The 23,383-nt window shown below is 75.3% G+C and carries 17 protein-coding genes; 13 read left to right on the forward strand and 4 right to left on the reverse strand.

The window, feature by feature from the left end; genetic code table 11:
- Positions 1-86 precede the first annotated feature (86 nt).
- The 8 genes from ACIBPC_RS24005 to ACIBPC_RS24040 all read left to right on the forward strand — a co-directional run bounded on the left by ACIBPC_RS24005 (position 87) and on the right by ACIBPC_RS24040 (position 8,597).
- Entirely contained in the window at positions 87-1,223 is a 1,137-nt protein-coding gene (locus tag ACIBPC_RS24005) for an ADP-ribosylglycohydrolase family protein (protein WP_398847427.1), read from the forward strand.
- Positions 1,220-2,440: an ADP-ribosylglycohydrolase family protein gene (locus tag ACIBPC_RS24010; protein WP_398847429.1), complete on the forward strand. Its 1,221-nt coding sequence runs from the start codon at positions 1,220-1,222 to the stop codon at positions 2,438-2,440. The genes ACIBPC_RS24005 and ACIBPC_RS24010 overlap by 4 nt, the downstream gene beginning before the upstream one ends.
- Entirely contained in the window at positions 2,437-3,630 is a 1,194-nt protein-coding gene (locus tag ACIBPC_RS24015; RefSeq protein WP_398847430.1) for an ADP-ribosylglycohydrolase family protein, read from the forward strand. The genes ACIBPC_RS24010 and ACIBPC_RS24015 overlap by 4 nt, the downstream gene beginning before the upstream one ends.
- Positions 3,627-5,009 carry an ADP-ribosylglycohydrolase family protein gene (locus ACIBPC_RS24020; RefSeq protein ID WP_398847432.1) on the forward strand — a complete coding sequence of 461 codons (1,383 nt, stop codon included), beginning with the start codon at positions 3,627-3,629 and terminating at the stop codon, positions 5,007-5,009. Before ACIBPC_RS24015 ends, ACIBPC_RS24020 begins: the two co-directional genes overlap by 4 nt.
- Entirely contained in the window at positions 5,006-5,944 is a 939-nt protein-coding gene (gene rbsK, locus ACIBPC_RS24025; RefSeq protein ID WP_398847434.1) for a ribokinase, read from the forward strand. Before ACIBPC_RS24020 ends, rbsK begins: the two co-directional genes overlap by 4 nt.
- Entirely contained in the window at positions 5,941-7,134 is a 1,194-nt protein-coding gene (locus tag ACIBPC_RS24030) for a CaiB/BaiF CoA transferase family protein (RefSeq protein WP_398847436.1), read from the forward strand. Before rbsK ends, ACIBPC_RS24030 begins: the two co-directional genes overlap by 4 nt.
- Positions 7,131-7,991 carry an HpcH/HpaI aldolase/citrate lyase family protein gene (locus ACIBPC_RS24035; RefSeq protein ID WP_398847437.1) on the forward strand — a complete coding sequence of 287 codons (861 nt, stop codon included), beginning with the start codon at positions 7,131-7,133 and terminating at the stop codon, positions 7,989-7,991. Before ACIBPC_RS24030 ends, ACIBPC_RS24035 begins: the two co-directional genes overlap by 4 nt.
- Positions 7,992-8,084: 93 nt before the next feature.
- The gene (locus ACIBPC_RS24040; protein ID WP_398847439.1) at positions 8,085-8,597 is read left to right on the forward strand and encodes a GNAT family N-acetyltransferase; all 513 of its coding nucleotides are present in this window, start codon (positions 8,085-8,087) and stop codon (positions 8,595-8,597) included.
- 968 nt (positions 8,598-9,565) lie between these two features.
- Here ACIBPC_RS24040 and ACIBPC_RS24045 read toward each other — a convergent pair.
- On the reverse strand, positions 9,566-10,933 hold the full coding sequence (locus ACIBPC_RS24045; RefSeq protein ID WP_398847441.1) for a geranylgeranyl reductase family protein: 1,368 nt from the start codon (positions 10,931-10,933) through the stop codon (positions 9,566-9,568).
- A gap of 197 nt (positions 10,934-11,130) precedes the next feature.
- Positions 11,131-12,132 (reverse strand): aldo/keto reductase family protein, encoded by a 1,002-nt coding sequence (locus ACIBPC_RS24050; protein WP_362959603.1) that lies wholly within the window; start codon positions 12,130-12,132, stop codon positions 11,131-11,133.
- Positions 12,133-12,424: 292 nt separating this feature from the next.
- Here ACIBPC_RS24050 and fdh point away from each other — a divergent pair, with 292 nt between their 5' ends.
- From fdh to ACIBPC_RS24070, 4 genes are all read left to right on the forward strand, one after another.
- Positions 12,425-15,682, forward strand: a complete 3,258-nt coding sequence (gene fdh, locus ACIBPC_RS24055; RefSeq protein WP_398847443.1) for a formate dehydrogenase — start codon at positions 12,425-12,427, stop codon at positions 15,680-15,682.
- Positions 15,683-15,685: 3 nt separating this feature from the next.
- Positions 15,686-16,678, forward strand: a complete 993-nt coding sequence (locus tag ACIBPC_RS24060; protein ID WP_398847445.1) for a 4Fe-4S dicluster domain-containing protein — start codon at positions 15,686-15,688, stop codon at positions 16,676-16,678.
- A 46-nt stretch (positions 16,679-16,724) separates the two neighbouring features.
- On the forward strand, positions 16,725-17,783 hold the full coding sequence (gene nrfD, locus ACIBPC_RS24065; protein WP_398847447.1) for an NrfD/PsrC family molybdoenzyme membrane anchor subunit: 1,059 nt from the start codon (positions 16,725-16,727) through the stop codon (positions 17,781-17,783).
- Positions 17,784-17,899: 116 nt separating this feature from the next.
- Positions 17,900-19,048, forward strand: a complete 1,149-nt coding sequence (locus ACIBPC_RS24070; protein ID WP_398847449.1) for a glutathione-independent formaldehyde dehydrogenase — start codon at positions 17,900-17,902, stop codon at positions 19,046-19,048.
- 80 nt (positions 19,049-19,128) lie between these two features.
- Here the strand turns inward: ACIBPC_RS24070 and ACIBPC_RS24075 are convergent, their stop codons facing one another.
- Positions 19,129-20,913 (reverse strand): ABC transporter ATP-binding protein, encoded by a 1,785-nt coding sequence (locus tag ACIBPC_RS24075; protein WP_362959616.1) that lies wholly within the window; start codon positions 20,911-20,913, stop codon positions 19,129-19,131.
- A 168-nt stretch (positions 20,914-21,081) separates the two neighbouring features.
- The gene (locus ACIBPC_RS24080) at positions 21,082-22,005 is read right to left on the reverse strand and encodes an acetamidase/formamidase family protein (protein WP_398847451.1); all 924 of its coding nucleotides are present in this window, start codon (positions 22,003-22,005) and stop codon (positions 21,082-21,084) included.
- 145 nt (positions 22,006-22,150) lie between these two features.
- Between ACIBPC_RS24080 and ACIBPC_RS24085 the strand changes: the two genes are divergently transcribed.
- Positions 22,151-23,236 carry a Gfo/Idh/MocA family protein gene (locus ACIBPC_RS24085; protein ID WP_398847452.1) on the forward strand — a complete coding sequence of 362 codons (1,086 nt, stop codon included), beginning with the start codon at positions 22,151-22,153 and terminating at the stop codon, positions 23,234-23,236.
- The last annotated feature ends 147 nt before the right edge of the window (positions 23,237-23,383 follow it).

The following is a 23,383-nucleotide window of genomic DNA, read 5'->3' on the forward strand; positions in this document are numbered from 1 at the left end:
GGTGCCCACCCCACGGGCACCGGCCCCCCTCCCCGCACCCGCACACCCGCACACCCGCACCACCGAGCAGTGAGCACGGAAGGCACATGAGCGCCAGCCCCGACAGCGTGTCGGCCCTTTCCGACCCGTCCCCCCGACCCGCGTCCCGCGCGGCCCCGCACCCCAGGGTCCCGGGAGGCGACGACCTCCCGCCCGGGGTGCCGCCGCACCCCACCGGGGGCGAACGCGCGCGCGGCGCCTTCCTCGGCCTGGCCGTGGGCGACGCGCTCGGCGCCCCCGCCGAGAACATGAAGCCCTCCCAGATCCGCGCCCGCTGGGGCCGGATCGAGGGCTACGTCTCCGACGACCCGGCCGGCACGGACGACACCGAGTACGCCATCTTCTCCGCCCTCCTGCTCGCCGAGCACGGCGCCGCCCTGACCGTGGCGCACGTCGAGGCGGCGTGGCACGCGTGGATCGCCGACCGCGACGAGGGCCCGTTCCACGGCGCGGGCTTCAGCGAGCGCGGCACGCTGGAGAACCTGCGGCGCGGCCTGGCCGCCCCCATCTCCGCGCAGCACCGGCACGCCTGGAGCGACGGCCTCGCGATGCGCGCGGCGCCCTTCGGGGTGTACGCGGCGGGCCGTCCCGCCGAGGCGGCCAGGCTGGTCGCCATCGACGGCACGGTCTCGCACGACGGCGAGGGCATCTACGGCGGCCGCGCCGTGGCCGCCGGGGTGGCCGCCGCCATGCGCACGGACGACCCGGACGAGGTCGTACGGGCGGCGCTGTCCGTGGTCCCCGAGGACTCGTGGACGGCGCGCTCGCTGCACCGGGCGGTGGACGCGGCGCGGCGGGCGCGGCGCGACCCGCTGGCGACCGAGCTGTCGATGGAGCGGACGGTACGGTCCGCGACCGTCATCGGCGGCTACCCGTGGACGGACCTGGCGCCTGAGGCGGTGGGTCTGGCGTTCGGCGCGTTCACGGCGGCGGGCGGCGTGTTCGCCCCGGCGGTGCGGATGGCCGTCAACATGGGCCGCGACGCCGACACGACGGCGGCCGTCGCCGGTGCCCTGGCCGGGGCGCTGCGCGGCGAGGGGGCCGTCCCAGTGCCGTGGGGGCGGCGGATCGGGCCGGTGCGCGGCAGCTGCCTGCCGTCGATGGCGGGGCGGCATGTCCTGGACGTCGCGGACCTGCTGCACGCCGCGTCGGAGGCCGCCGAGTCCAGGGAGGTGGCGGTGTGAACGCCTCCGCCGCGACGGGAACCCCGGGCACGCCCGGCCCCGCCCCCGTCCCCGTCTCCGGTGAACCGCGGCGCGTCGAGGGCCTGCTGCTGGGCCTCGCGGCCGGTGACGCGGCGGGCTGGCCGTCCGGCCGCCACCGCGCGGCGCGGCTGCCGGAGTGGACGCGCCGCCTGACCCGCGAGCTGGACACCTTCGCCGAGCAGAACGCGACGACGACCCTGCCCGTCCCCATAGCGCTCAACCAGCCGCCCGAGCCGCTGCGGCTCGGCCCGTCCGACGACGCGGAGTGGGCGGCGTTCACCGCGCTCGCCGTCCTCTCGGCGCCGCCGGACGGCGCGCCGCCCGCGGACGGGCGGATCCGCGCCGCCCTGGCCGACGCGTGGCAGGGCCTCGCCGACGAGGTGGCGGCGGCCACCGACCGCGCGGACGAGGTCGAGTCGGCGCAGATCCCGATGCGCGCCCGGATCTCCGTACGGGCGGGCCTCGGCAACCTGGCGGCGGGCCTGCTGCCCCCGGCGACCGGGCACGACAACCCGCACTACTTCGACGACGCGGCCTGCGTACGGGCCACGGTGCTCGCGACCGTGCACCCGGGCGACCCGGACGCCGCCGCCGACCTCGCCGAGTTCGACGCGCGCTACACCCAGGACGGCGACGGGGTGCACGGCGCGCGGGCCATGGCCGCCGCCGTCGCGGCGGCACTCGGCGGCACGCCGGTGGACGAGTGCGTGGACGCGGCGCTGCGCCAGCTGCCCGAGGGGACGGAGATCCGGCGCAACGCGCTGCGGGCCGTCGGCCTCGGCAGGGCGGCCGTCGCCGCGCGCCCCGGACAGCCGGGGAACGCGTTCGCGCTCGTCCCCGTCCTGGAGCACGAGATCGTCGACCACGTCTACAGCTACGGCATCGCGGCGGCCGAGACCGTGCCGGTGGCCCTCGCGGTGGCGACGGCGGCGGCGGGCGCGGTCGCCGAGGCGGTGCCGAGCGCGGCCTGCCTGTCGCGGGTCGCCGACTCGGCCCCGGCGCTCGCGGGCGCGCTGACCGGCGTGCTGGGCGGCGCGGAGGCGCTGCCCGCCACCTGGCGCGACAGCTGCCGTGTCCTGGCCGGCTGCGCGCTGCCCGCCCTCGCCGGCACCGACCTGGTCGAGCTGGCCGGGCGGCTGGCCCGCACGCCCCACCTGTCCCCCCTCACCGAACGTTCGGAAGGACACCCCGCATGAGCACCACGACCGACACGACGACCGGCACGAGCACGACGGCGCCCCCCGCGCCGTCCCTGGAGTCCCGCGTCACCGGCGCCCTCGTGGGGGCCGCCGTGGGCGACGCGCTCGGCGGGGCGGTGGAGGGCTGGAGCCCCGAGGCGATCGCGGAGCGGCACGGCGGCCGGGTGCGCGGCATCGTGGAGCCGTTCCACCGCGACCAGTGGCGCACGGCGCGGCCGATCGCGCCGTACCACAAGGGCGACGGGCACGTCACCGACGACACCCTCATGACGCACGCGCTGGTCCGCGTCTACGAGAAGGTGCGCGACCACCTGGACGCGTACGCCGTCGCCGACCACCTGGTGCCCGACCTCATCACGACGCCCCGGTGGATCCCCGAACTGGACGCGGAGGCGCTGCCGCTCCAGCGGATCTTCCTCGCGGAGAAGTGGATCGTCGCCCGCATCCACTACGGCCACGTGGACCCGCGCGAGGCGGGCGTGGGCAACATCGTCAACTGCGGCGCGGCCATGTACATGGCGCCGGTCGGCCTGGTGAACGCCGGGAACCCGGCCGCCGCGTACGCCGAGGCGCTGGACGTCGCGGGCGCGCACCAGTCGAGCTACGGCCGTGAGGCGGCGGGCGTGTTCGCGGCGGCCGTGGCGGCGGCCTGCAAGCCGGGGGCCACGCCGGATTCGGTCGTGGCGGACGCGCTGGCGCTGGCCAAGGACGGCACGCGCGCGGCCATCGAGGCGGTCGCGGCGGCGGCGGCCGGGATCGACGGCTTCGAGGACGCGCTGAAGCCGCTGCGGGAGGCCGTCGCACCGTTCGACACGGTGGGCCCCGAGTACCGGCAGCCGTCGCTGGGGGCGCGCCGCCCGTCGCGGCTGCACGCGATCGAGGAACTGCCCGTCGCGCTCGGCATGCTGCTGGTCGGCGGCGGCGACTTCCGGGAGACCGTGCTCGGCTCGGTGAACTACGGCCGGGACTGCGACTCCATCGCCACGATGAGCGGCGCCATCGTCGGCGCCCTGCACGGCGAGGACGCCGTCCCGGCGGAGTGGAGCGAGGAGATCGCGCGGGCCAGCCGCCTGGACCTGCGCGCCCCGGCCGGTGTGCTGGCGGCGGTGGCGCGCGAGGTGTTCGCGCGGGACACGCGGCGGCGCAGGGAGCACGAGGCGCTGTTCCACGAGATCGCGGGCGTGTGAGCGCGGTGACCGACGGGATCCGCCTCACCTGGGCGCAGCCGGAGGACCTCCTGGGCCACGAGCTGCGCCAGGCGGCGCAGGACGGCCGGGACGCGTCCGCCGTCGAACGGCGCTGGCGCGCCGCGGGCGGCCACCCGGCGCCGGAGCGCGCCGGGGCCTCCCCCGGCCCCGGCGACCCGGCGCTGCGCGCGCTCGCCGGGCAGCTGCTCGACGAACTGGCACTCCTGCCCTCGCCGCTGGCCGCGGCCGAGCCGACCGCGCTGGACGCGATCCGCGCCGCCTGCCCCGACTGGCCCGCTCCCCCGCCCGCCCCCGCAGGGCCCGCCCCGCTGGAACGGCTGCACGCGGGCTGGCTCGGCAGGGCGGTGGGCTGCGTCCTGGGCAAACCGGTGGAGAAGCTGCCGCTCGACGGCATCCGCGCCATCGGCAGGGCGACGGGCAACTGGCCGGTGCGCACCTGGTTCACCGCCGAGGGCCTGCCCGCCGACATCGCCGCCGCCCACCCGTGGAACCGCAGGTCGCGCGCCACCTCGCTGGCCGAGACCCTCGACGGCTGCCCGGAGGACGACGACCTCAACTACCCGCTGCTCGGGCTGCTCCTGCTGCGCCGCCACGGCCGTGACTTCACCACGGCGGACGTGGCGCGGCTGTGGCTGGACGAGCTGCCTGCCGGGCGTACGTTCACGGCGGAGCGCGTCGCGTACCGCAACCTGCTGGCGGGCGTCGAGCCGCCGCACACCGCGACGTACCGCAACCCGTTCCGCGAGTGGATCGGCGCCGTGATCCGCGCGGATGTCTTCGGCTGGACGCACCCCGGCGACCCGGGGACCGCCGCCGGACTGGCGCACCGGGACGCGGTGCTGACCCACACGGCGAACGGCGTGTACGGCGCGATGTTCGCCGCCGCGGCGGTCGCGGCGGCGGCGGGCGGCGGCACCGACGTGCACGGCTGCCTGCGCGCGGGCCTGTCCGTCGTCCCGCCCGGGTCGCGGCTGGCCGAGGCGGTCCGCTTCGGCGTGGCGGCGGCCGAAGAGGCGCGCGGCGGCGACTTCGACACGGTCGTGGACCGGCTGCACGCCCGCTACGGCGACCACCACTGGGTGCACGTCCTGCCCAACGCCGCGCTGCTCGCCGCCGCGCTCACCCACGCGGACGGCGACTTCTCCGCGTCGGTCTGCCGCGCGGTGTCCGGCGGCTGGGACACGGACTCGAACGGCGCGACGGCCGGTTCGGTCGCCGGGCTGCTCGCCGGGGCGCCCGGCGCGCTGGACACACGGTGGACCGCCCCCCTGAAGAACCGGCTCGCGACGAGCGTCGGCGGCTTCGACGGCGTCGGCTTCGACGAGCTGGCCGCGCTCACCCGGGAGGTCTCCGCATGACCGCGAGGATCGCCGTCCTCGGCTCCTGCAACATGGACCTGGTCGCCTACGTCCCGACGGCGCCGCGCCGCGGCGAGACGGTGACCGGCACCGCGTTCCGCACCGTGCCGGGCGGCAAGGGCATGAACCAGGCGATCGCGGCCGCCCGCGCGGGCGGCGACGTCCTGATGATCGGCGCGGTCGGCGACGACGGCTTCGGCGGCGGCCTGCGCGCCGCGCTCACCGCCGCCGGGGTGGACACGGCGGGCCTGCGTACGGCCACCGGGCCGAGCGGGACGGCGCACATCGTGGTGGACGACGACGGGGGCAACGCGATCGTCGTCGTCCCCGGTGCCAACGGGTCCGTGTCGGCCCTCGCGCCGGGCGACGAGGACCTGATCGCGGGCGCGGACACGCTGCTCCTCCAGCTGGAACTGCCCTTGGACGGCGTGCTGGCGGGCGCCCGCACGGCGCGCGCCCACGGCGTGCGGACCGTCCTCACCCCGGCCCCCGCCAGGCCGCTGCCCGCGGAGCTGCTGCGCCTCGTGGACCTGCTGGTGCCGAACGAGCACGAGGCACAGACCCTCACCGGGCACGCCGACCCCCGCGCGGCGGCCCGCGCGCTGCTCGACCTGGTGCCCGAGGTCGTGGTGACGCTCGGCGAGGCGGGCAGCCTGTACGCCGCGCGCGGCGCGGAGCCGGTGACCGTCCCCGCCGTGCCGGTGCGCGCGGTGGACACGACGGCGGCGGGCGACACGTTCACCGGCGCGCTGGCCGTGGCGTCCGGCGAGGGCAGGCCGATGCCGGACGCCCTGGCCTGGGCGGCCGCGGCGGCGGCCCTGTCGGTGGGCCGCCCCGGCGCGTCGTCGTCCATGCCGGACCGGGCGGAGATCGACGCGTTCCGCACCGGCGCCGCGCATCCCGTTCCCGAGCACGAAGGCAGGACCGTCCGATGACCGCTCCCGCACCCCTGGAGGGCCTGCGGGTCCTCGACCTGGCGACGCTGTTCGCCGGTCCGCTGGCCGCGACGATGCTCGGCGATTTCGGCGCCGAGGTGGTCAAGGTAGAGCACCCGCGCCGCCCCGACCCGTCGCGCGGCCACGGGCCGAGCAAGGACGGCGTCGGCCTGTGGTGGAAGTTCCTCGGCCGCAACAAGCGGACCATCACCCTCGACCTGTCCACGCCGGGCGGCCGCGACGTGCTGCTGCGGCTCGCCGCCGGCGCGGACGTCGTGATCGAGAACTTCAGGCCGGGCACGCTGGAGCGGTGGGGCCTCGGCTGGGAGGAGCTGTCGGCCGCCAACCCCCGGCTGGTGCTGGCCCGCGTCACCGGCTTCGGGCAGTTCGGCCCGTCGTCGCGACGCCCGGGCTTCGGCACGCTGGCCGAGGCGATGAGCGGCTTCGCGGCCGTCACGGGCGAGCCGGACGGGCCGCCGACGCTGCCGCCGTTCGGCCTGGCCGACTCGATCGCCGCGCTGTCCACGGCGTACGCGGTGATGACCGCCCTCGCGGGCCGCGACCGCACCGGCGCGGGCCAGGTCGTGGACATGGCCATCATCGAGCCGATGCTGACGGTGCTCGGCCCGCAGGCCACCTGGTACGACCAGCTCGGCTACGTCCAGCCGCGCACCGGCAACCGCTCCACCAACAACGCGCCGCGCAACACCTACCGCACCGCCGACGGCTCCTGGGTCGCCGTCTCCACCTCGGCCCAGTCCATCGCGGAGCGCGTGATGCGCCTCGTGGGCCGCCCCGAGTTCATCGACGAGGAGTGGTTCGCCACCGGCGCGGGCCGCGCGCGGCACGCGGACGAGCTGGACGAGGCCGTCGCCTCCTGGATCGGACGCCACGACCGCGCGCAGGTGCTGGCCGCGTTCGAGAAGGCCGAGGCGGCGATCGCGCCGGTCTACGACATCAGGGACGCGATGGCGGACGAGCAGTACCGGGCCCTCGGCACGTTCACCAGCGTCGAGGACGAGGAGCTGGGGCAGGTCACCATGCAGAACGTGCTCTTCCGCCTGTCCGGGACACCGGGCGGCATCAAGTGGGCCGGGCGCCCGCACGGCGCCGACACCGAGGACGTCCTCACCGGCATCGGGCTCAGCGGCGAGGACATCGACCGCCTGCGCGCGGAGGGCGCGCTGTGAGCGGCGCGCCGGGCGGCAGCAGCGTGCTGGCGCCGCGGGACGTGTTCCTGACGTGGCTGTACGTCCCCGGCGACCGCCCCGAGGTCGTCGCCAAGGCGCTGGGCTCGGGGGCCGACGTGGTGCTGGTCGACCTGGAGGACGCCGTGCCGTCCGGGCGGAAGGCGTACGCGCTCGACGCCACGGCCGACCTGCTGGCGGACCGCCACGACGTGCCGGTGCACGTCCGCGTGAACGCGCTGGACGGCCCGCTCGCCGCCGCCGAGGTGCGGCGGCTCGCGCCGCTGCCGGGGCTCGGCGCGCTGCGGCTGCCGAAGGTGAACGGCCCGGCCGACGTCGCGCGCGCCGTCGCCTGGGCGGAACGGCCGACGCGGCTGTACGCGCTGCTGGAGAGCGCCCTCGGCGTGGAGCAGGCGTACGCCGTCGCCACCGCGCACCCGGCGGTCGCGGGCATCGCGCTCGGCGAGGCCGACCTGCGCGCCGACCTCGGTCTGCGGGACGACGGCGGGCTCGCCTGGTCGCGCGGACGCGTCGTCGTGGCCGCGCGGGCGGCGGGCCTGGCGCCGCCGCCGCAGTCGGTGTTCCCCGACGTGCGGGACACGGCGGGCCTCGCCAGGTCGTGCGCCGAGGGCCGCGCCCTGGGCTTCCTCGGGCGGACGGCGATCCACCCGCGCCAACTGCCGGTGATCCGGGAGGCGTTCCTGCCGACCGACGCGGAGGTGGCGGCGGCGGCCGAGATCGTACGGGCGGCGGCGACGGACTCCGGCGCGCTGGCGCTGCCGGACGGGCGCTTCGTCGACCCGGCGATCGTCGCGGGCGCGCACCGCACGCTGGCGCTGGCGCGGCACCGGGAGAGCTGAGCACGGCGGACGGAATCCGGTGGCGGGCGGTGCGCCCGGCGTTCTAGCGTCGGCCCCGCCCGCCGCACCCGTCACGCGGCCGAACTCCTGGAAGTGGTCCCCCTGTTCATCCACCCCGCCGCACCCGACGACGCCGGTTTCCTCGCGCTGGTCCTGCTGGAGGCGTTCACCTGGAACGATCCGGGCCGCCACACCCTGGACGACATCTGGGCCGATCCGGCCATCGCGCACTACGTGGCGGGCTGGCCGCGCCCCGGCGACTTCGGCGTCGTCGCGCAGGACGACGACGGCACCCCGGTCGGCGCGACCTGGGCGCGCCCCCTGCCCGCGGACGACCCCGGCTACGGCCATGTGGCGCCCGACATCCCGGAGATCACGCTCGGGGTGCTGCCCGGCCACCGCGGCCGGGGCGTCGGCGGGGCGCTGCTGGACGCGCTGGTCGCACGGGCGCGCGAGGAGGGCGTGCCCGCCCTCAGCCTGAGCGTCGAGGACGGCAACGCGGCGGTGCGGCTGTACCGGGCGCGGGGGTTCGTGAAGGTGGGCCGCACCGGCGACTCGGACACGATGCTGCTCCGCTTCGACGACACGCCCACCGCCGACGCCTGACGGCACGGCACGGCTCCCCCGGCCGCCACTGAGACCATCCCCGGGAACGGGCGGGTGACCGCCCTGCGGGACCCGCGCCCTCGCCTCGGGGTGTGGGAGTCCTCAGGGCGCGGTGCCCGCCGAACGCGCCCATGGCACCACTTCCACGTCCGGCACACAGCGAGCCTGAGACGGCCCGGGCGGGCCGCCACCGTACGCGTCCGGGCCTGACAGGCCGCCTGGCGAGGCCGACGCACGGGGCGTCTCCGACATCCGGCCCGCCTGAGGCGCAGGCCGCCGCAATCACCGCTGCGGTCCCTCCACCTGGCGGGGACGGTGCGCCCGGCGCCACGGCGCCGGAGCCGGCCATTCCTCCCCCGCCGGGCCGGGGATCAGCGTCCTCGCATCCGGACGCGGAAAGCCGCGTGGCGACGGGCGCGCGCCGAACGCCCACACGGCACGGCTCTCGCGCCCGGGGCGGGACAGCCAAGACGTCCGCCCTGAACGGCACTTGGCCGCCGGAATCACCCTCCCGGAACGCATCCGGGACCGCGCGGCTCCCGCGTCCGGCACGAGCCGCCCGGTCGCCGGGGCAACCGCTCGGGGCCGAACCCCGCCCGCACCAGACCGGCAACCCACGTCCTGGCCCGGGACACCGAAGGACGTGGTGTCCACACCGGAGACGGCGCGGACCAGCGTCCGGCACGAGCCGCCCGGTCGCCGGGACAACCGCTCGGGGCCGTATCCCGCCCGCACCGGGCCGGAAATCCGCCTTGAGGGGTCAGCGTCGGCGCGACCTGGCCCGGGAAGCCGCCTCCACCGCCGGAGCGGGGTCAGCATCCGCGCGTCCCGATCCGGGGCGCCATGGGACTTGGCGCACACACCCGGGACCGCGCGGCTCCCGCGTCCGGCACGAGCCGCCCGGTCGCCGGGACAACCGCTCGGGGCCGAACCCCGCCCGCACCGGGCCGGGAATCCGCCCTGCGGGGTCAGCGTCGGCGCGTCCCGGTCCGGGGCGTCGAGGGGCGTGGTGTCCGTGCCGGGACGGCGCGGACCAGCGTGCCGAGCACCCGGTCGACCGCGTCGCCGCCCCGGTCGTCGGTGAGGTTGGTGAGCAGCCGGATCATCGTGCGCATCGTCGCGGGCGACCGGAAGAGCTGGCGGCTGACGAACGACGCGGCGGACGGGCGCGTCAGCATCGCGGCCCACACCGTCCCGAGACGGTAGTACCGCCCCGTGCGGCGGTGGATCTCGCGCGGGTACTGGTGCAGGACGCGTTCGCGCCAGGCGGTGTCGGGGCGTGCCAGGGCGTCGCCGACGATCTCGGCGGCCACCTCGCCCGACTCCATCGCGTACGGGATGCCCTCGCCGCTCCACGGGCTGACCATGCCGCCGGAGTCGCCGACGAGGACGAGGCCCCGCGTGTAGTGCGGCCTGCGGTTGTGCCCCATCGGCAGGGCGGCGCCGCGCACGGGCCCCTCCCCGTTCTCCTCGTCGCCGAGGCCCCACGCGGCGGGCAGGCCGCCGAGCCAGGTGTCGAGGAGCCGCCGCAGGTCGCCGCCGTCGGCGCCGGGGCCGCTGACGAGGCCCAGGCCCGCGTTGACCCGGCCGTCGCCCATCGGGAAGACCCAGCCGTAGCCGGGCAGGGCGGGGCCGCCGGGGCGGGCGCGCAGGTCGGACCAGACGTCGAGGTACGGATCGGCGTGCTTGGCCGGGCTGCGGTAGTAGCGGCGGACGGCGGTCGCCATGGGGCGGCGCGGGTCCCGTTCGACGCCGAGGGCGACGGCGAGCCTGGCCGAGACGCCGTCGGCCGCGACGACGACGGGCGCCGCGCAGGTGACCGGCCGCTTCTCCGGGCCGACGACGGCCTCGACGCCGCAGACCCGTCCCGTCCGGTCCACGACGGGCGCGGTGACGCGCGCGCCGGTCCACAGCCGCGCCCCGGCGCGGACGGCCTGGCGGGCGAGGATGTCGTCGAAGTCGTGGCGGCTGCGGGTGAGCCCGTAGCCGGGGAAGCGGGTGCTCTCCGGCCAGTCCACCTCGACGGAGGCGGGGCCGGAGAAGAAGCGGACGCCCCGGTTGCGGTGCCAGCCCTCGCCCGAGGTGTCGATGCCCATGCGGTGGAGCTGCTGGACGGCGCGGGGGGTGAGGCCGTCGCCGCAGACCTTCTCGCGGGGGAAGTCCGACTTCTCCAGGAGCAGGACGTCGTGCCCCTGCCGGGCGAGGTGGTAGGCGGCGGACGACCCGGCCGGTCCCGCGCCGACGACGATCACGTCGGCGTCCGGGCCGCCCGCGGGCGCCGGGGCGGCGCCGGGCGGGGCGGGGGCGGTGGCTGCGGGGGGCGTGGTGTCGGTCACGGTCGCGGTCCTTTCTTACGGTGAGCACCGTGTGGGGGGGCACCGCCGGATGCGGGCGCCGGCCGGGGAGGCGGGGCGCGGCAGCCCGTACAGACTGGGACAAGATACCCGTCCGGTCCCGTGACAACCGGGCGACGACACAGCAAAGCGGCGGCCGGCGCGGAGGTTCCGCGCCGGCCGCTGTGGTCCCGGAAGGATCAGCGCTTCGGGGGGGTGTTCTTGTAGACCTGGACCGGGTCGGTCACGGCGACGGGCGCGGTGATCTCCTCGATGCGGGCCATCAGATCCGCGTCGAGCTTCACGCCGGACGCCTTGACGTTCTCGGTGACCTGCTCGGGCCGGGACGCCCCGACGATGGCGGCGGAGACGTTCGGGTTCTGCAGGACCCAGGCGATCGCGAGCTGGGCGAGGCTGAGCCCGGCCTCGTCCGCGAGCGGGCGCAGCTTCTGGACGGCCTCCAGCACGTCGTTGTCGAGGAAGCGGCTGATCATGTTGGCGCCGCCCTTCTCGTCGGTGGCGCGCGATCCGGCCGGGGGCTGCTGGCCCGGCAGGTACTTGCCGGTGAGCACGCCCTGGGCGATCGGCGACCAGACGATCTGGCCGAGGCCCAGCTCCTCGCTGGTGGGGATGACGTCCTGCTCGATGATGCGCCACAGGATCGAGTACTGCGGCTGGCTCGACACGAGCGGGACGCGCAGCTCGCGGGCGAGGCCGTGGGCGGCGCGGATCTGGTCGGCGGTCCACTCGGAGACGCCGATGTAGTGCGCCTTGCCGGAGTGGACGATGTCGGCGAACGCGGACATCGTCTCTTCCAGCGGCGTCGACTGGTCGAACCGGTGGGCCTGGTAGAGGTCCACGTAGTCGGTCTGGAGCCGGCGCAGGGAGCCGTTGATCGACTCCATGATGTGCTTGCGCGAGAGCCCGCGGTCGTTGGGACCCGGGCCGGTGGGCCAGTAGACCTTGGTGAAGATCTCCAGGCCCTCGCGGCGCTCGCCCTTCAGGGCGCGGCCGAGCACCGACTCGGCGCGGGTGCCGGCGTAGACGTCGGCGGTGTCGAACGTGGTGATGCCGGCGTCGAGGGCGGCGCGGACGCACGCGGTGGCGGCCTCCTCCTCCACCTGCGAGCCGTGGGTGAGCCAGTTTCCGTAGGCGATCTCACTGATGAAAAGGCCACTGCGGCCGAGAAGACGGTGTTCCATGAACATTCAATCTACGCGTCCGTACGGGTGACTGTGCAGGTGGGCGGTGTCCGGTGGCGTGGGGTGGTCCGCCGGTCGCGCGGCGTGGCGGGTCCGGGGTGCCGCCGGAGGGCCCGTGGAAGGTGAACAGGTCGACTTGAGTGAGGAGTTGTGCCTGCGCGACGGGCACGTTGGGGCCACCGGGTGAATCGGCGCGCGCGGCGGGCGTCAATCGGGTGGTTCTGCCCCACTTGTCCGTGAAAGAGGCCTTTTCCGGGGAACTGACGGTCAGCAACCGATCGGAAGGACTCCCATGGGCGTGCGCACCTGGGTCCAGGACTGGCCCGTCTACCGGCAGCTGACCGGGGCGGACCCGCTGGGCCGCGGAGCCGCCGCGATGTCGCGCCGCACGGCGGCCCTGGAGGCGCGCACGGAGACGGCCGACCGCGTCGTGGACTCGGTCTGCCCCTTCTGCGCCGTGGGCTGCGGGCAGAAGGTGTACGTGAAGGACGAGCGCGTCGTCCAGGTGGAGGGGGACCCGGCGTCGCCGGTGAGCCGGGGGCGGCTGTGCCCGAAGGGGGCCGCGACGCTCCAGCTCGTCACCGGCGGGAACCGGCGGCACCGCGTCCTGTACCGGCGTCCGCACGGCACCGCGTGGGAGTCGCTCGACCTGGAGACGGCGATGGACATGGTCGCCGACCGTGTGGTGGCGACGCGCCGGGAGACGTGGCAGTGGGAGCACGAGGGCGCGCGGGTGGCGCGGACGCTCGGCATCGCCTCGCTCGGCGGCGCGGTGCTCGACAACGAGGAGAACTACCTCCTCAAGAAGCTGTTCACGGGCCTGGGCGTCGTACAGGTCGAGAACCAGGCGCGGCTGTGCCACAGCTCGACGGTCTCGGGGCTCGGGACGTCCTTCGGCCGCGGCGGCGCGACGACGTTCATGCAGGACCTCCAGAACGCCGACTGCATCGTCATCCAGGGCTCCAACTACGCGGAGGCACACCCGGTCGGCTTCCAGTGGGTGATGGAGGCGAAGGCGCGCGGCGCGACGATCGTCCACGTCGACCCGCGCTTCACGCGCACCAGCGCCCTCGCGGACCTGCACGTGCCGATCCGGGCGGGCAGCGACATCGCGTTCCTCGGCGGCCTGATCCACCACGTGCTGGAGGAGGGCAAGGACTTCAGGCCGTACGTCCTCGCGTACACGAACGCGGCGGCGCTCGTCTCCGAGGACTTCCGCGACACGGAGGACCTGGACGGCGTGTTCTCCGGATTCGACGGGGAGCGGCGGCACTACGACCCGGCGAGCTGGGCGTACGAGGGCGCGCCGGTCGCCTCCCCCACCGGTTCCCAGGAGGCGCAGCCGGACCGCCGCGCGCACCGTGTGGCCGTCGAGCACCGGGCGGGCGGCTCGGAGTCGCACGGGTCGGGCGGCCAGGACGTGCCGCCGGTCCCCCACCGGGACGAGACGCTGACGCACCCGCGCTGCGTCTACCAGATCCTCAAGCGGCACTACGCGCGCTACACGCCGGAGATGGTGGAGCGGGTGTGCGGGGTACCGCGCGAGACGTTCGCCAAGGTCTGCGACGCGCTGACGTCGAACTCGGGCCCCGACCGCACCAGCGCGTTCTGCTACGCGGTGGGCTGGACGCAGCACACGGTCGGCGCCCAGTACATCCGCGCCGCGAGCATCCTCCAGCTGCTGCTGGGCAACATCGGGCGGCCCGGCGGCGGCATCCAGGCGCTGCGCGGGCACGCCAGCATCCAGGGGTCGAGCGACATCCCCACGCTGTTCAACCTCCTGCCCGGCTACATCCCGATGCCGCACGCCCCCGCGCACACGGACCTCGGCACGTTCATCGAGGCGGTGCGCACGCGGAAGGGCTTCTGGGCCGAGATGCGGTCGTACGTCGTCAGCCTCCTGAAGGCGTACTACGGCGACGCCGCGACGGAGGACAACGACTTCTGCTTCGACCACCTGCCGCGCCTCACCGGCTCGCACAGCACGTACGACACGGTGATGGAGCAGCTCGCCGGTGTCTGCAAGGGCTACTTCGTCCTCGGCGAGAACCCCGCGGTCGGCTCGGCGAACGCGCGGCTCCAGCGGCTCGGCATGGCGAACCTCGACTGGCTGGTGGTGCGGGACTTCTCGCTGATCGAGTCGGCGACGTGGTGGCGCGACGGCCCCGAGATCGAGACCGGCGAGCTGCGCACCGAGGACATCGGCACGGAGGTGTTCTTCTTCCCCGCCGCCTCGCACACGGAGAAGTCCGGGTCGTTCACCAACACGAACCGGTGGCTCCAGTGGCACCACCAGGCGGTCGAGCCGCCGGGCGACGCGCGCAGCGAGCTGTGGTTCGCGCACCACCTGCACCGGCGGATCAGGGAGCGCCTCGCGGCCTCGGACGATCCGGCCGACCGGCTGTTCCTCGACCTGGCCTGGGACTACCCGGAGGTCGGGCCGCACGCCGAGCCGGACGCCGAGGCGGTGCTCGCCGAGATCAACGGGACGGGTCCCGACGGCGCGCCGCTGTCCTCGTACACCGAGCTGCGCGGCGACGGCTCCACGGCGTGCGGCTGCTGGATCTACTGCGGCGTCCGCGCCGACGGCGTGAACCAGGCGGCGCGCCGCAAGCCGCACACCGAGCAGGACTGGGTGGCCGCCGAGTGGGCGTGGTCCTGGCCGCTGAACCGGCGGGTGCTCTACAACCGCGCCTCCGCCGCCCCCGACGGCACGCCGTGGAGCGAGCGGAAGGCGTACGTGTGGTGGGACGGCGAGGCGGGCCGGTGGACCGGGCACGACGTGCCGGACTTCGTCGCCGACCTGCCGCCCGACCACGTGCCGGACGAGGACGCGCGGGGCGTGGCGGCGCTGCGGGGCGACGACGCGTTCGTCATGCAGGGCGACGGGAAGGCGTGGCTCTACGCACCGGCCGGGCTGGCGGACGGGCCGCTGCCGACGCACTACGAGCCGCAGGACTCGCCGTTCCCCAACGCGCTGCACCCGCGCCAGCCGCGCTCACCGGTGCGGCTGCTGTTCCCGCACGAGGGGAACGCGTACCACCCGTCGGGGGACGCGCGGGGCCACGAGGTCTTCCCGTACGTGGTGACGACGTACCGGCTCACCGAGCACTTCACGGCAGGCGGCATGACGCGTTCGCTGCCGTACCTTGCCGAGCTGCAACCGGAGTTCTTCTGCGAGGTGTCCCCCGAGCTGGCGGCCGAGCGCGGCCTCGACCACACGGGCTGGGCCACCGTGGTCACCGCGCGCGGCGCGATCGAGGCGCGCGTGCTGGTGACGACGCGGATGGCGCCGCTGCGCGCGGACGGCCGCACCGTGCACCAGATCGGGATGCCCTACCACTGGGGCCCGAACGGCTACTCGCGCGGCGACGCGGCGAACGAGCTGTCCGCCATCGTCCTCGACCCCAACGCGCACATCCAGGAGGTCAAGGCCCTGTCGGCGGACATCAGGCCGGGCCGCCGCCCCCGCGGCCCCGCCCTGCGGCGACTGGTGGCGGACTACCGGCGGCGCGCCGGGAGCGACGAGCGTACGGGCATGGAGGTCTGAGGCATGACGGCACAGGTGAGCGGGGACGGCCCGGCGGGCCGCCTGCTGTCGGGCCCCGAGCCCGACGTGGCGGCCGACGCGGGGCACGCGGACGCGCCGGCGCGGGTCGGCTTCTTCACGGACACGTCCGTCTGCATCGGCTGCAAGGCCTGCGAGGTGGCGTGCAAGGAGTGGAACGCCGTACCGGAGGACGGCCTGCTCCTGACCGGCATGAGCTACGACAACACCGGCGGCCTCGGCGCGTCGACATGGCGGCATGTCGCGTTCATCGAGCAGACGAAGCCGCTGGGCGGGCAGGAGGCGCACGTCGACCACTCGGGGATCGACGTGCTGGCGCTGGCGGCGCAGGGCTCGGGCACGCCCGTGGACCAGGCCGCGGTCAGCCCGACGACGCCGGGCCCGCCCTCGCCCGACGGGCGCACGGAGCTGCGCTGGCTGATGGCGTCCGACGTGTGCAAGCACTGCACGCACGCCGCGTGCCTCGACGTGTGCCCGACCGGGGCGCTGTTCCGGACCGAGTTCGGCACCGTCGTGGTGCAGGAGGACGTGTGCAACGGCTGCGGGTACTGCGTCCCGGCCTGCCCGTACGGGGTGATCGAGCAGCGTCCTGGCGACGGCCGCGCGTGGAAGTGCACGCTCTGCTACGACCGGCTCGGCGCCGGCATGGAACCCGCCTGCGCGAAGGCGTGCCCGACCGACTCGATCCAGTTCGGCCCGCTGGACGAGCTGCGGGAGCGCGCCGCGGCCCGCGTGGAGCGGCTGCGGGAGACGGGCGTGCCGGACGCGCGGCTGTACGGCGCCGACCCGTCGGACGGCGTCGGCGGCGACGGGGCGTTCTTCCTGCTGCTGGACGAGCCGGAGGTCTACGGCCTGCCGCCGGACCCGGTGGTCACGACGCGCGACCTGCCGCGGATGTGGCGGCACGCGGGGGTGGCGGCGCTGGCGCTGGCCGCCGGGCTGGCGGGGACGTTCGCGGGGCGGAGGCGCGGCAGATGAGGCGGGACAGGGCGCGGGTGCGGGCACAGACGGGCGAGGAGACGCGGTGAGCGAGGCGAGGGTGACGCGTGACGGTCTGGCCGGTGAACGGCCGGGCCGGGACGCGCTGTTCGGCAACGGGATGGACGGCTCGGCGCGAAAGGCGCGGCGGCGGGGGCGCGGCGGCGAGCGGCGGCTCGTGCCGGACGCGGAGTTCACGTCGTACTACGGGCGGCCGGTGGTCAAGGCACCGGCGTGGGAGGCCGCCGACATCGCGGGCTACCTGTTCCTCGGCGGACTGGCGGGCGCCGGCTCCGTGCTGGGCGCGGGCGCGGACCTGAGCGGGCGGCGGCGCACGGCACGCGCGATGAAGCTCAGCTCGCTCGGCGCGGTCTCCCTGTCGGCCGCCGCGCTGATCCACGACCTGGGGCGGCCGGACCGGTTCGTGAACATGCTGCGCGTCTTCAAGCCGACGTCCCCGATGAGCGTCGGCTCGTGGCTGCTGGCGCTGTACGGGCCACTGGCGGGCGCCGCCGCCGCCTCGGACGTGACGGGGCTGCTGCCGCGCGCGGGCCGCGCGGCGGCGCTCGGCGCGGCCGCGGTGGGCCCGGCGGTGGCCACGTACACGGGGGTGCTGCTGGCGGACACGGCGGTTCCCGCCTGGCACGAGGGGCACCGCGAGATGCCGTACCTCTTCGGCGCGTCGGCCGCCGGGGCCGCGGCGGGGATGGCGCTGCTGGCCGGGCCGCGCGCGGAGAACGGGCCCGCGCGGCGTGCGGCCGTGCTCGCCACGGCGGCCGAGCTGGTCGCGATGCGGGCGCTGCGGCGGCGGGCGGGCGTGGTCGCCGAGACGTACGCCGCCGGGACGGCCGGGCGGCTGCTGCGGGCGGCGGAGGGCCTGGGCGTGGCGGGGGCGGCGGGCGCGGCGCTGCTCGGCGGGCGGAGCCGGGCGGCGGCGGCGCTCGGCGGCGCGGCGCTGCTGGCTGCGTCGGCGTGCACGCGGTTCGGGATCTTCCACGCCGGGATGGCATCGGCGCGCGACCCGAAGTACACCGTGCTGCCGCAGCGCGAGCGGCTGGCGGAGCGGGCGGAGGAGGCCGGTCGGGTGGCCGCCCTGGGCGACTGACCCTACGATGACACGAGTGGCGTAATCACCGCATATGCGGCGATTACCGCGAATGCGCCGTACGCCACCAGTCGACGTCCGCCCGTGCCCCGACACGGACGCCCCGGGAGGTAACTGTGAAGGCGGTTGTGTACCAGGAGCCCTATTCGGTCGCCGTGGAGGAGGTCGCGGACGCCAGGATCGAGGCGCCCACCGACGTCATCATCAAGATCACCACCACCGCCATCTGCGGCTCCGACCTGCACATGTACGAGGGCAGGACGGGCGCGGAGCCCGGCATCGTCTTCGGCCACGAGAACATGGGCGTCGTCGAGGAGGTCGGCGCGGGCGTCGTCAGCGTGAAGAAGGGCGACCGCGTCGTCCTGCCGTTCAACGTCGCCTGCGGCTTCTGCAAGAACTGCCTCGCGAACAAGACGGGCTTCTGCCTCACCGTGAACAGCGGCTTCGCGGGCGGCGCGTACGGCTATGTGTCGATGGGCCCCTACCGGGGCGGGCAGGCGGAGTACCTGCGGGTGCCGTTCGCCGACTTCAACTGCCTCCAGCTGCCCAAGGGCACCGAGCACGAGGACGACTTCGCGCTGCTGGCCGACATCTTCCCCACCGGCTACCACGCCACCGAGCTGGCCGGGGTCTCGCCCGGCGAGTCGGTCACCGTCTTCGGCGCGGGGCCCGTCGGGCTGATGGCGGCCTACTCGGCGCTCCTGCGCGGCGCGTCGCGCGTCTTCGTCGTGGACCGCCAGCCCGACCGGCTGCGGCTCGCCGAGCAGATCGGCGCCACCCCGATCGACTACACCCAGGGCGACACGGCCGAGCAGATCAAGGACCGCACCGGCGGCGAGGGCACCGACAAGGGCATCGACGCGGTGGGCTACCAGGCGACGGTCCGCGAGGGCGAGGAGCAGCCCGCGATCATCCTCAACTCGCTGGTGGACTGCGTGCGCGCGACCGGCGCCCTCGGCGTCGTCGGCCTGTACGTGCCCTCCGACCCCGGCGGCCCCACCGAGTCCGCGAAGAACGGGCAGCTCGTGTTCAGCATGGGCCGCTTCTTCGAGAAGGGCCTGCGGATGGGCACCGGCCAGGCCAACGTGAAGTCGTACAACCGGCAGCTGCGCGACCTGATCGTCCAGGGGCGCGCGACGCCGAGCTTCGTCGTCTCGCACCGGCTGCCGCTCGACCAGGCGCCGATGGCGTACGACCGGTTCGACAAGCGCGAGGACGGCTGGACGAAGGTGCTGCTGAAGCCGTCGATGGACGGCAACGGCTGACCGGGCCGGGGTGACGGGCGGGGGCCGCCGGGACGGGCGGCCCCTGCCGTTCGCCGTTCCGGGCGCCGGGGACTGACGGGCTACGCGGCCTGGGTGGGGCTGAGCTGCGCGTACAGGCCGCCGAGCGCGACGAGTTCGTCGTGCCTGCCGACCTCGCGGACACGGCCCTGGTCCATCACCACGATGCGGTCGGCGCCCCGGATGGTGGACAGCCGGTGCGCGACGACGAAGACGGTGCGGCCCGCCATCAGGCGGCCGAGCGCCTCCTGCACCAGCGCCTCCGACCGCCCGTCGAGCGCCGAGGTCGCCTCGTCCAGGATCAGGACGCGGGGGTCGCGGATCAGCGCGCGGGCGATCGCGAGGCGCTGCCGCTGCCCGCCGGACAGCATCGCGCCGCGCTCGCCCACGAGGGTGTCGAGACCGTGCGGCAGGCGCTGGACGAACTCCCAGGCGTTCGCGGCGCGCAGGGCCTCGGCCAGGGCGTCGTCGTCCGTGTGGTCGAGGCCGTAGGTGACGTTCTCGCGGATCGTGCCGTCGAAGAGGACCGGCTCCTGCGGCACCACCGAGAGGAAGCGGCGGTAGGTGCGCAGGTCGAGCCCGGCCGCGTCCGTCCCGTCGAGCAGGATGCGCCCGCCGGTCGGCCTGATGAAGCCGATCAGCAGGTTCAGGACGGTGGACTTGCCCGCCCCCGAGGGGCCGACCAGCGCGATGGTCTCGCCCGGCCTCGCGGACAGGTCGAAGCCGCTGATCGACGGCTCGTCGGTGCCCTCGTAGGCGAACTCGACGTCCTGGAAGTCGATCCGGCCGTGCAGCTCGGGCAGTTCGCGCTTGCCCGCGTTGGTCTCCAGGTCGGGCGCCTGGAGGACCTCGCCGATGGAGCGGACCGATTCGAGGCCCTTGCTGAGGATGGGTGTGAGGCCCATCAGCGCGTTCATGGACGCGGTGAGGGTGGTGAAGAAGGTGCTGAGCATGACGATGTCGCCGGGTGTCACGTCGAGCCAGCCGTGGTAGGCGACCAGCGCGGCGCCGATGAGGCAGACCATGCCCAGCGCGTTGAGCATGATCCAGGCGATCGAGCCGATGCGGCCGTTGAGGATGTCGAGGCGCTGGCCGGCGCTGCGCAGCCGTGTGAGGGCGCCGTCCACGCGGCCCAGCGCCGTGCGCTCCAGGCCGTGGGCGCGGGTGATGTGGATGAGGCTGGTCATCTCGGTCACCCGGGAGGAGACCAGCTCCACCTCGCGGCGGAACGATTCGTTGTGGGTGCGCACGCGGCTGCGGAGGAAACGTATCAGCAGCGATGCGGCGGGGACGACGACGAGGAACACCGGCAGGAACACCGGGGCCTTGAAGCCGATGACGACCAGGCCGCCGATGAGCGTGGTGATCGCGCCGAGGCCCAGCTCGGCGGTCTGCCGGGCGCTCTCCTCGATGGCGTCCACGTCCCGGACGACCTTCGCCTGGAGGACGCCCGCGCTCACCTTCGAGTGGTAGCCGATGGAGAGTTCCTGCATGCGCCCGCACAGGGCCGAGCGCAGGCTGGTGCCGACGCGCCGGACGCTGCCGCTCATCAGGCGGGCGAAGCCGACGGTGGCCGGGTAGTTGGCGGTGAACATCACCGCGAGGATGGTTGCGTTCATCCACAGCTCGCCGAGCGGGCGGTGCTGGACGACGATGTCGATGATGTTCGCGGTGATCAGCGGGAGCAGCCACAGCGGGCTGTGCCGCACGCAGAAGACCGCCACTGCGGCGATCAGCCGGGCACGGTAGGGCCGGAAGAGGTAGGCAAGGGTACGGACCGGGTGTTCGCCCTGGTAGCGATGGTCGGAGGGGTTGCCTTGTGCAGCGGGGTAGAGCGCTTTCTGCATGGGGAGAAGTCAACTCCCATGCCAAGCGCCGGAGCAAGTCGGTTCCACGGTCGGCGCGTGCGGGATTCCCCACTCCGCGGGCCGTGTCGTCGCGCGACTTCGCTCCGGTGACGTTCCCGGAGGATAGCCCATGACGGCGCGGAGGGGAAGGGGTCCGGCGGCGCGGGCTCAGCGGATGGCGCCGTGCGGCAGCAGCGCGTGAACTCCCCATGTGCGGTTGGCGATCTGGGTCACGCGCAGGTGCACCGTCGAGCTGGCCAGCGCGAGCGCCGACGCCCTGGGCAGGCCGTGCAGGGCGGCGAGCCAGTCGGTCATGGCCGCGAGTGCCTGGGCCGACGCCTCGTTGAGGTCCGCGTCGAAGCCGAAGGTGACGCGGCCCGCCGGGGTCAGCGCGTGGATGCCGGGGACGGGCGGGTCGGTCACCAGGTCGACGGTGAGCCGCGTCGTCATCCCGCACTCGACGGCCGTCCCCGAGACCTCGCCGTCGCCCTGGGCGGCGTGCCCGTCGCCGACGCACAGCAGCGCGCCGGGGACGGTCACCGGCAGGAACAGCGTCGCGCTCGCGACGAGTTCGCGGCAGTCGATGTTCCCGCCGCCGTGGCCGCGCGGCGGGATCGTGGAGTGGGCGCCGGGCTCGGGCGGCGGCATGCCGATGACGCCGAGGAACGGGGCGAGGGCGATCGTGTGCCCGTGCTGGTCGGTGCCGGTGCCCCGGTCGGCGTCGAGGTCCCAGAGCAGGGACGCGGTCTCCGTACCGGCGAGGCCGAGCCGGCGGTTGAGCGGGGTGTCGCGCCCGGCGGCCGATGTCCAGCCCCACGCGTCGGGGCGGAGCGCGTCGAGGCGGACGGCGAGCGTCATGCCTGGCTCGGCGCCGCGCACCAGGACCGGGCCCGCGAGGCAGTGGCCCCTGCTGTCCTCGATGAGCTTGGGGCGCCGTTCCCCCGGGACGAGCTGCCGTTCCAGGTGGCCCGCGCAGTCGAGGGTGCGGACGGTGAGGGTGTCGCCCGGGTCGAGCGCCGCGACGGGCGGCAGCGCGGGGTCGAAGACGTCGGTGACGGTGCCGGGGGCGGGGTCGAGCCGGTGCTCGGTCACGGTGGTGCTCTCCTTGCGGTGCGGTGCCCGGCCATCCTCCGCCCCCGGGGCGCCCGGAGGAAGGGCGGGGCGACCTGGGCTTTGTACGCTGCTGGGGCCGCCGGGCCGCTCTGGCCCCCGGCCGTACGAGTGAGGAGCGAGTCGCGTGAGTGCAGCACCTGTGCGTTTTGGGCTGGTCGGCAGCGGATGGCGGTCGGAGTTCTTCGTCCGGCTGGCGAAGGCCCTGCCGGAACGGCTCACCGTGACCGGCGTGGTGACGCGGTCCACCGGGCGGGCGGCCGAGGTCGAGGCGGCCTGGGGCGTACCCGCGTACCTGTCGGCGGCGGAGCTGGTGCGGGCCGGGGAGGCGCCGGAGTTCGTGGTGCCGTCCGTGCCGTGGCCGGTGACGCCGGAGTCCACGCGTGAACTGGTCGCGCTGGACGTGCCGGTGCTGGCCGAGACGCCGCCCGCGCCCGACCTGGCGGGGCTGCGCGACCTGTGGCGGGACACGGGCGCCAGCGGCCTCGTGCAGGTGGCCGAACAGTACAACCTGATGCCGGGGCACGCGGCGCGGCTGGCGCTGGTGCGCGAGGGCGTGATCGGCGACGTGACGTCCGTCCAGCTGTCGTCCACGCACCTGTACCACGCGGTGTCGCTGATCCGGCACCTGCTGGGCGTGGGCTTCGACCCGGCCACGGTGAGCGCGGGTGCGTTCACCGCCCCGCTGGCCGACCCGCTCTCCCCCAAGGGCTGGTCGGACGACCTGACGCCGAAGGACGCGACGACGACGATCGCCACGCTCGACTTCGGCGGGCGGATGGGGCTCTACGACTTCACGGACAACCAGTGGTGGAACCCGCTGCGCGCCCGCCGGGTGGTCGTGCGCGGCTCGCTCGGCGAGATCGTGGACGACACGGTGGTGCGGATGGCGGACCCGCGCACGCCCGTCGAGTCGCCGCTCGTGCGCCGCGCGACCGGTGTGGACCTCAACCTGGAGGGGCGCGAGCTGCGGCACATCGGCTTCGAGGGCAGGGTGGTGCACCGCAACGAGTTCACCGGCGCGGGATTCTCGGAGGACGACCTGGCCGTGGTGGACCTGCTGTGCCGGACGGGCGCCTGGGTGCGCGGCGAGGGGGAGGCGCCGTATCCGCTCGCGGAGGGCTGCCAGGACCACCTGCTCAGCCTCGCGATCGACGAGTCGGCGCGGACGGGCAGGCCCGTGGTCACCGGCCGTGAGGAGTGGGCAGGCTGACGGCCGCCCGGCGGGCGTCCCCCGGGCGTCCGCCGGGCCGGGTCCGGGGTCCTCTCCCCCATTACTTTTGCTTTCAAAACAAATGGCTCTACGCTGGTCCCCTTACCCGAGGCGGCCCGGCGCCGCCGCTGCTGCCGTGCCGCGCGC

It is taken from the genome of Streptomyces sp. NPDC049879 (genome assembly GCF_044461265.1).
Taxonomy (GTDB): Bacteria; Actinomycetota; Actinomycetes; order Streptomycetales; family Streptomycetaceae; genus Streptomyces.

What these genes read in the sequence shown, in the direction of transcription:
- ACIBPC_RS24005 (WP_398847427.1), top strand. Translation starts at nt 87, where the DNA reads ATGAGCGCCAGCCCCGACAGCGTGTCGGCCCTTTCCGACCCGTCCCCC.
- ACIBPC_RS24015 (WP_398847430.1), top strand. Translation starts at nt 2,437, where the DNA reads ATGAGCACCACGACCGACACGACGACCGGCACGAGCACGACGGCGCCC.
- rbsK (WP_398847434.1), top strand. Translation starts at nt 5,006, where the DNA reads ATGACCGCGAGGATCGCCGTCCTCGGCTCCTGCAACATGGACCTGGTC.
- ACIBPC_RS24030 (WP_398847436.1), top strand. Translation starts at nt 5,941, where the DNA reads ATGACCGCTCCCGCACCCCTGGAGGGCCTGCGGGTCCTCGACCTGGCG.
- ACIBPC_RS24050 (WP_362959603.1), bottom strand. Translation starts at nt 12,132, where the DNA reads ATGGAACACCGTCTTCTCGGCCGCAGTGGCCTTTTCATCAGTGAGATC.
- fdh (WP_398847443.1), top strand. Translation starts at nt 12,425, where the DNA reads ATGGGCGTGCGCACCTGGGTCCAGGACTGGCCCGTCTACCGGCAGCTG.
- ACIBPC_RS24060 (WP_398847445.1), top strand. Translation starts at nt 15,686, where the DNA reads ATGACGGCACAGGTGAGCGGGGACGGCCCGGCGGGCCGCCTGCTGTCG.
- ACIBPC_RS24075 (WP_362959616.1), bottom strand. Translation starts at nt 20,913, where the DNA reads ATGCAGAAAGCGCTCTACCCCGCTGCACAAGGCAACCCCTCCGACCAT.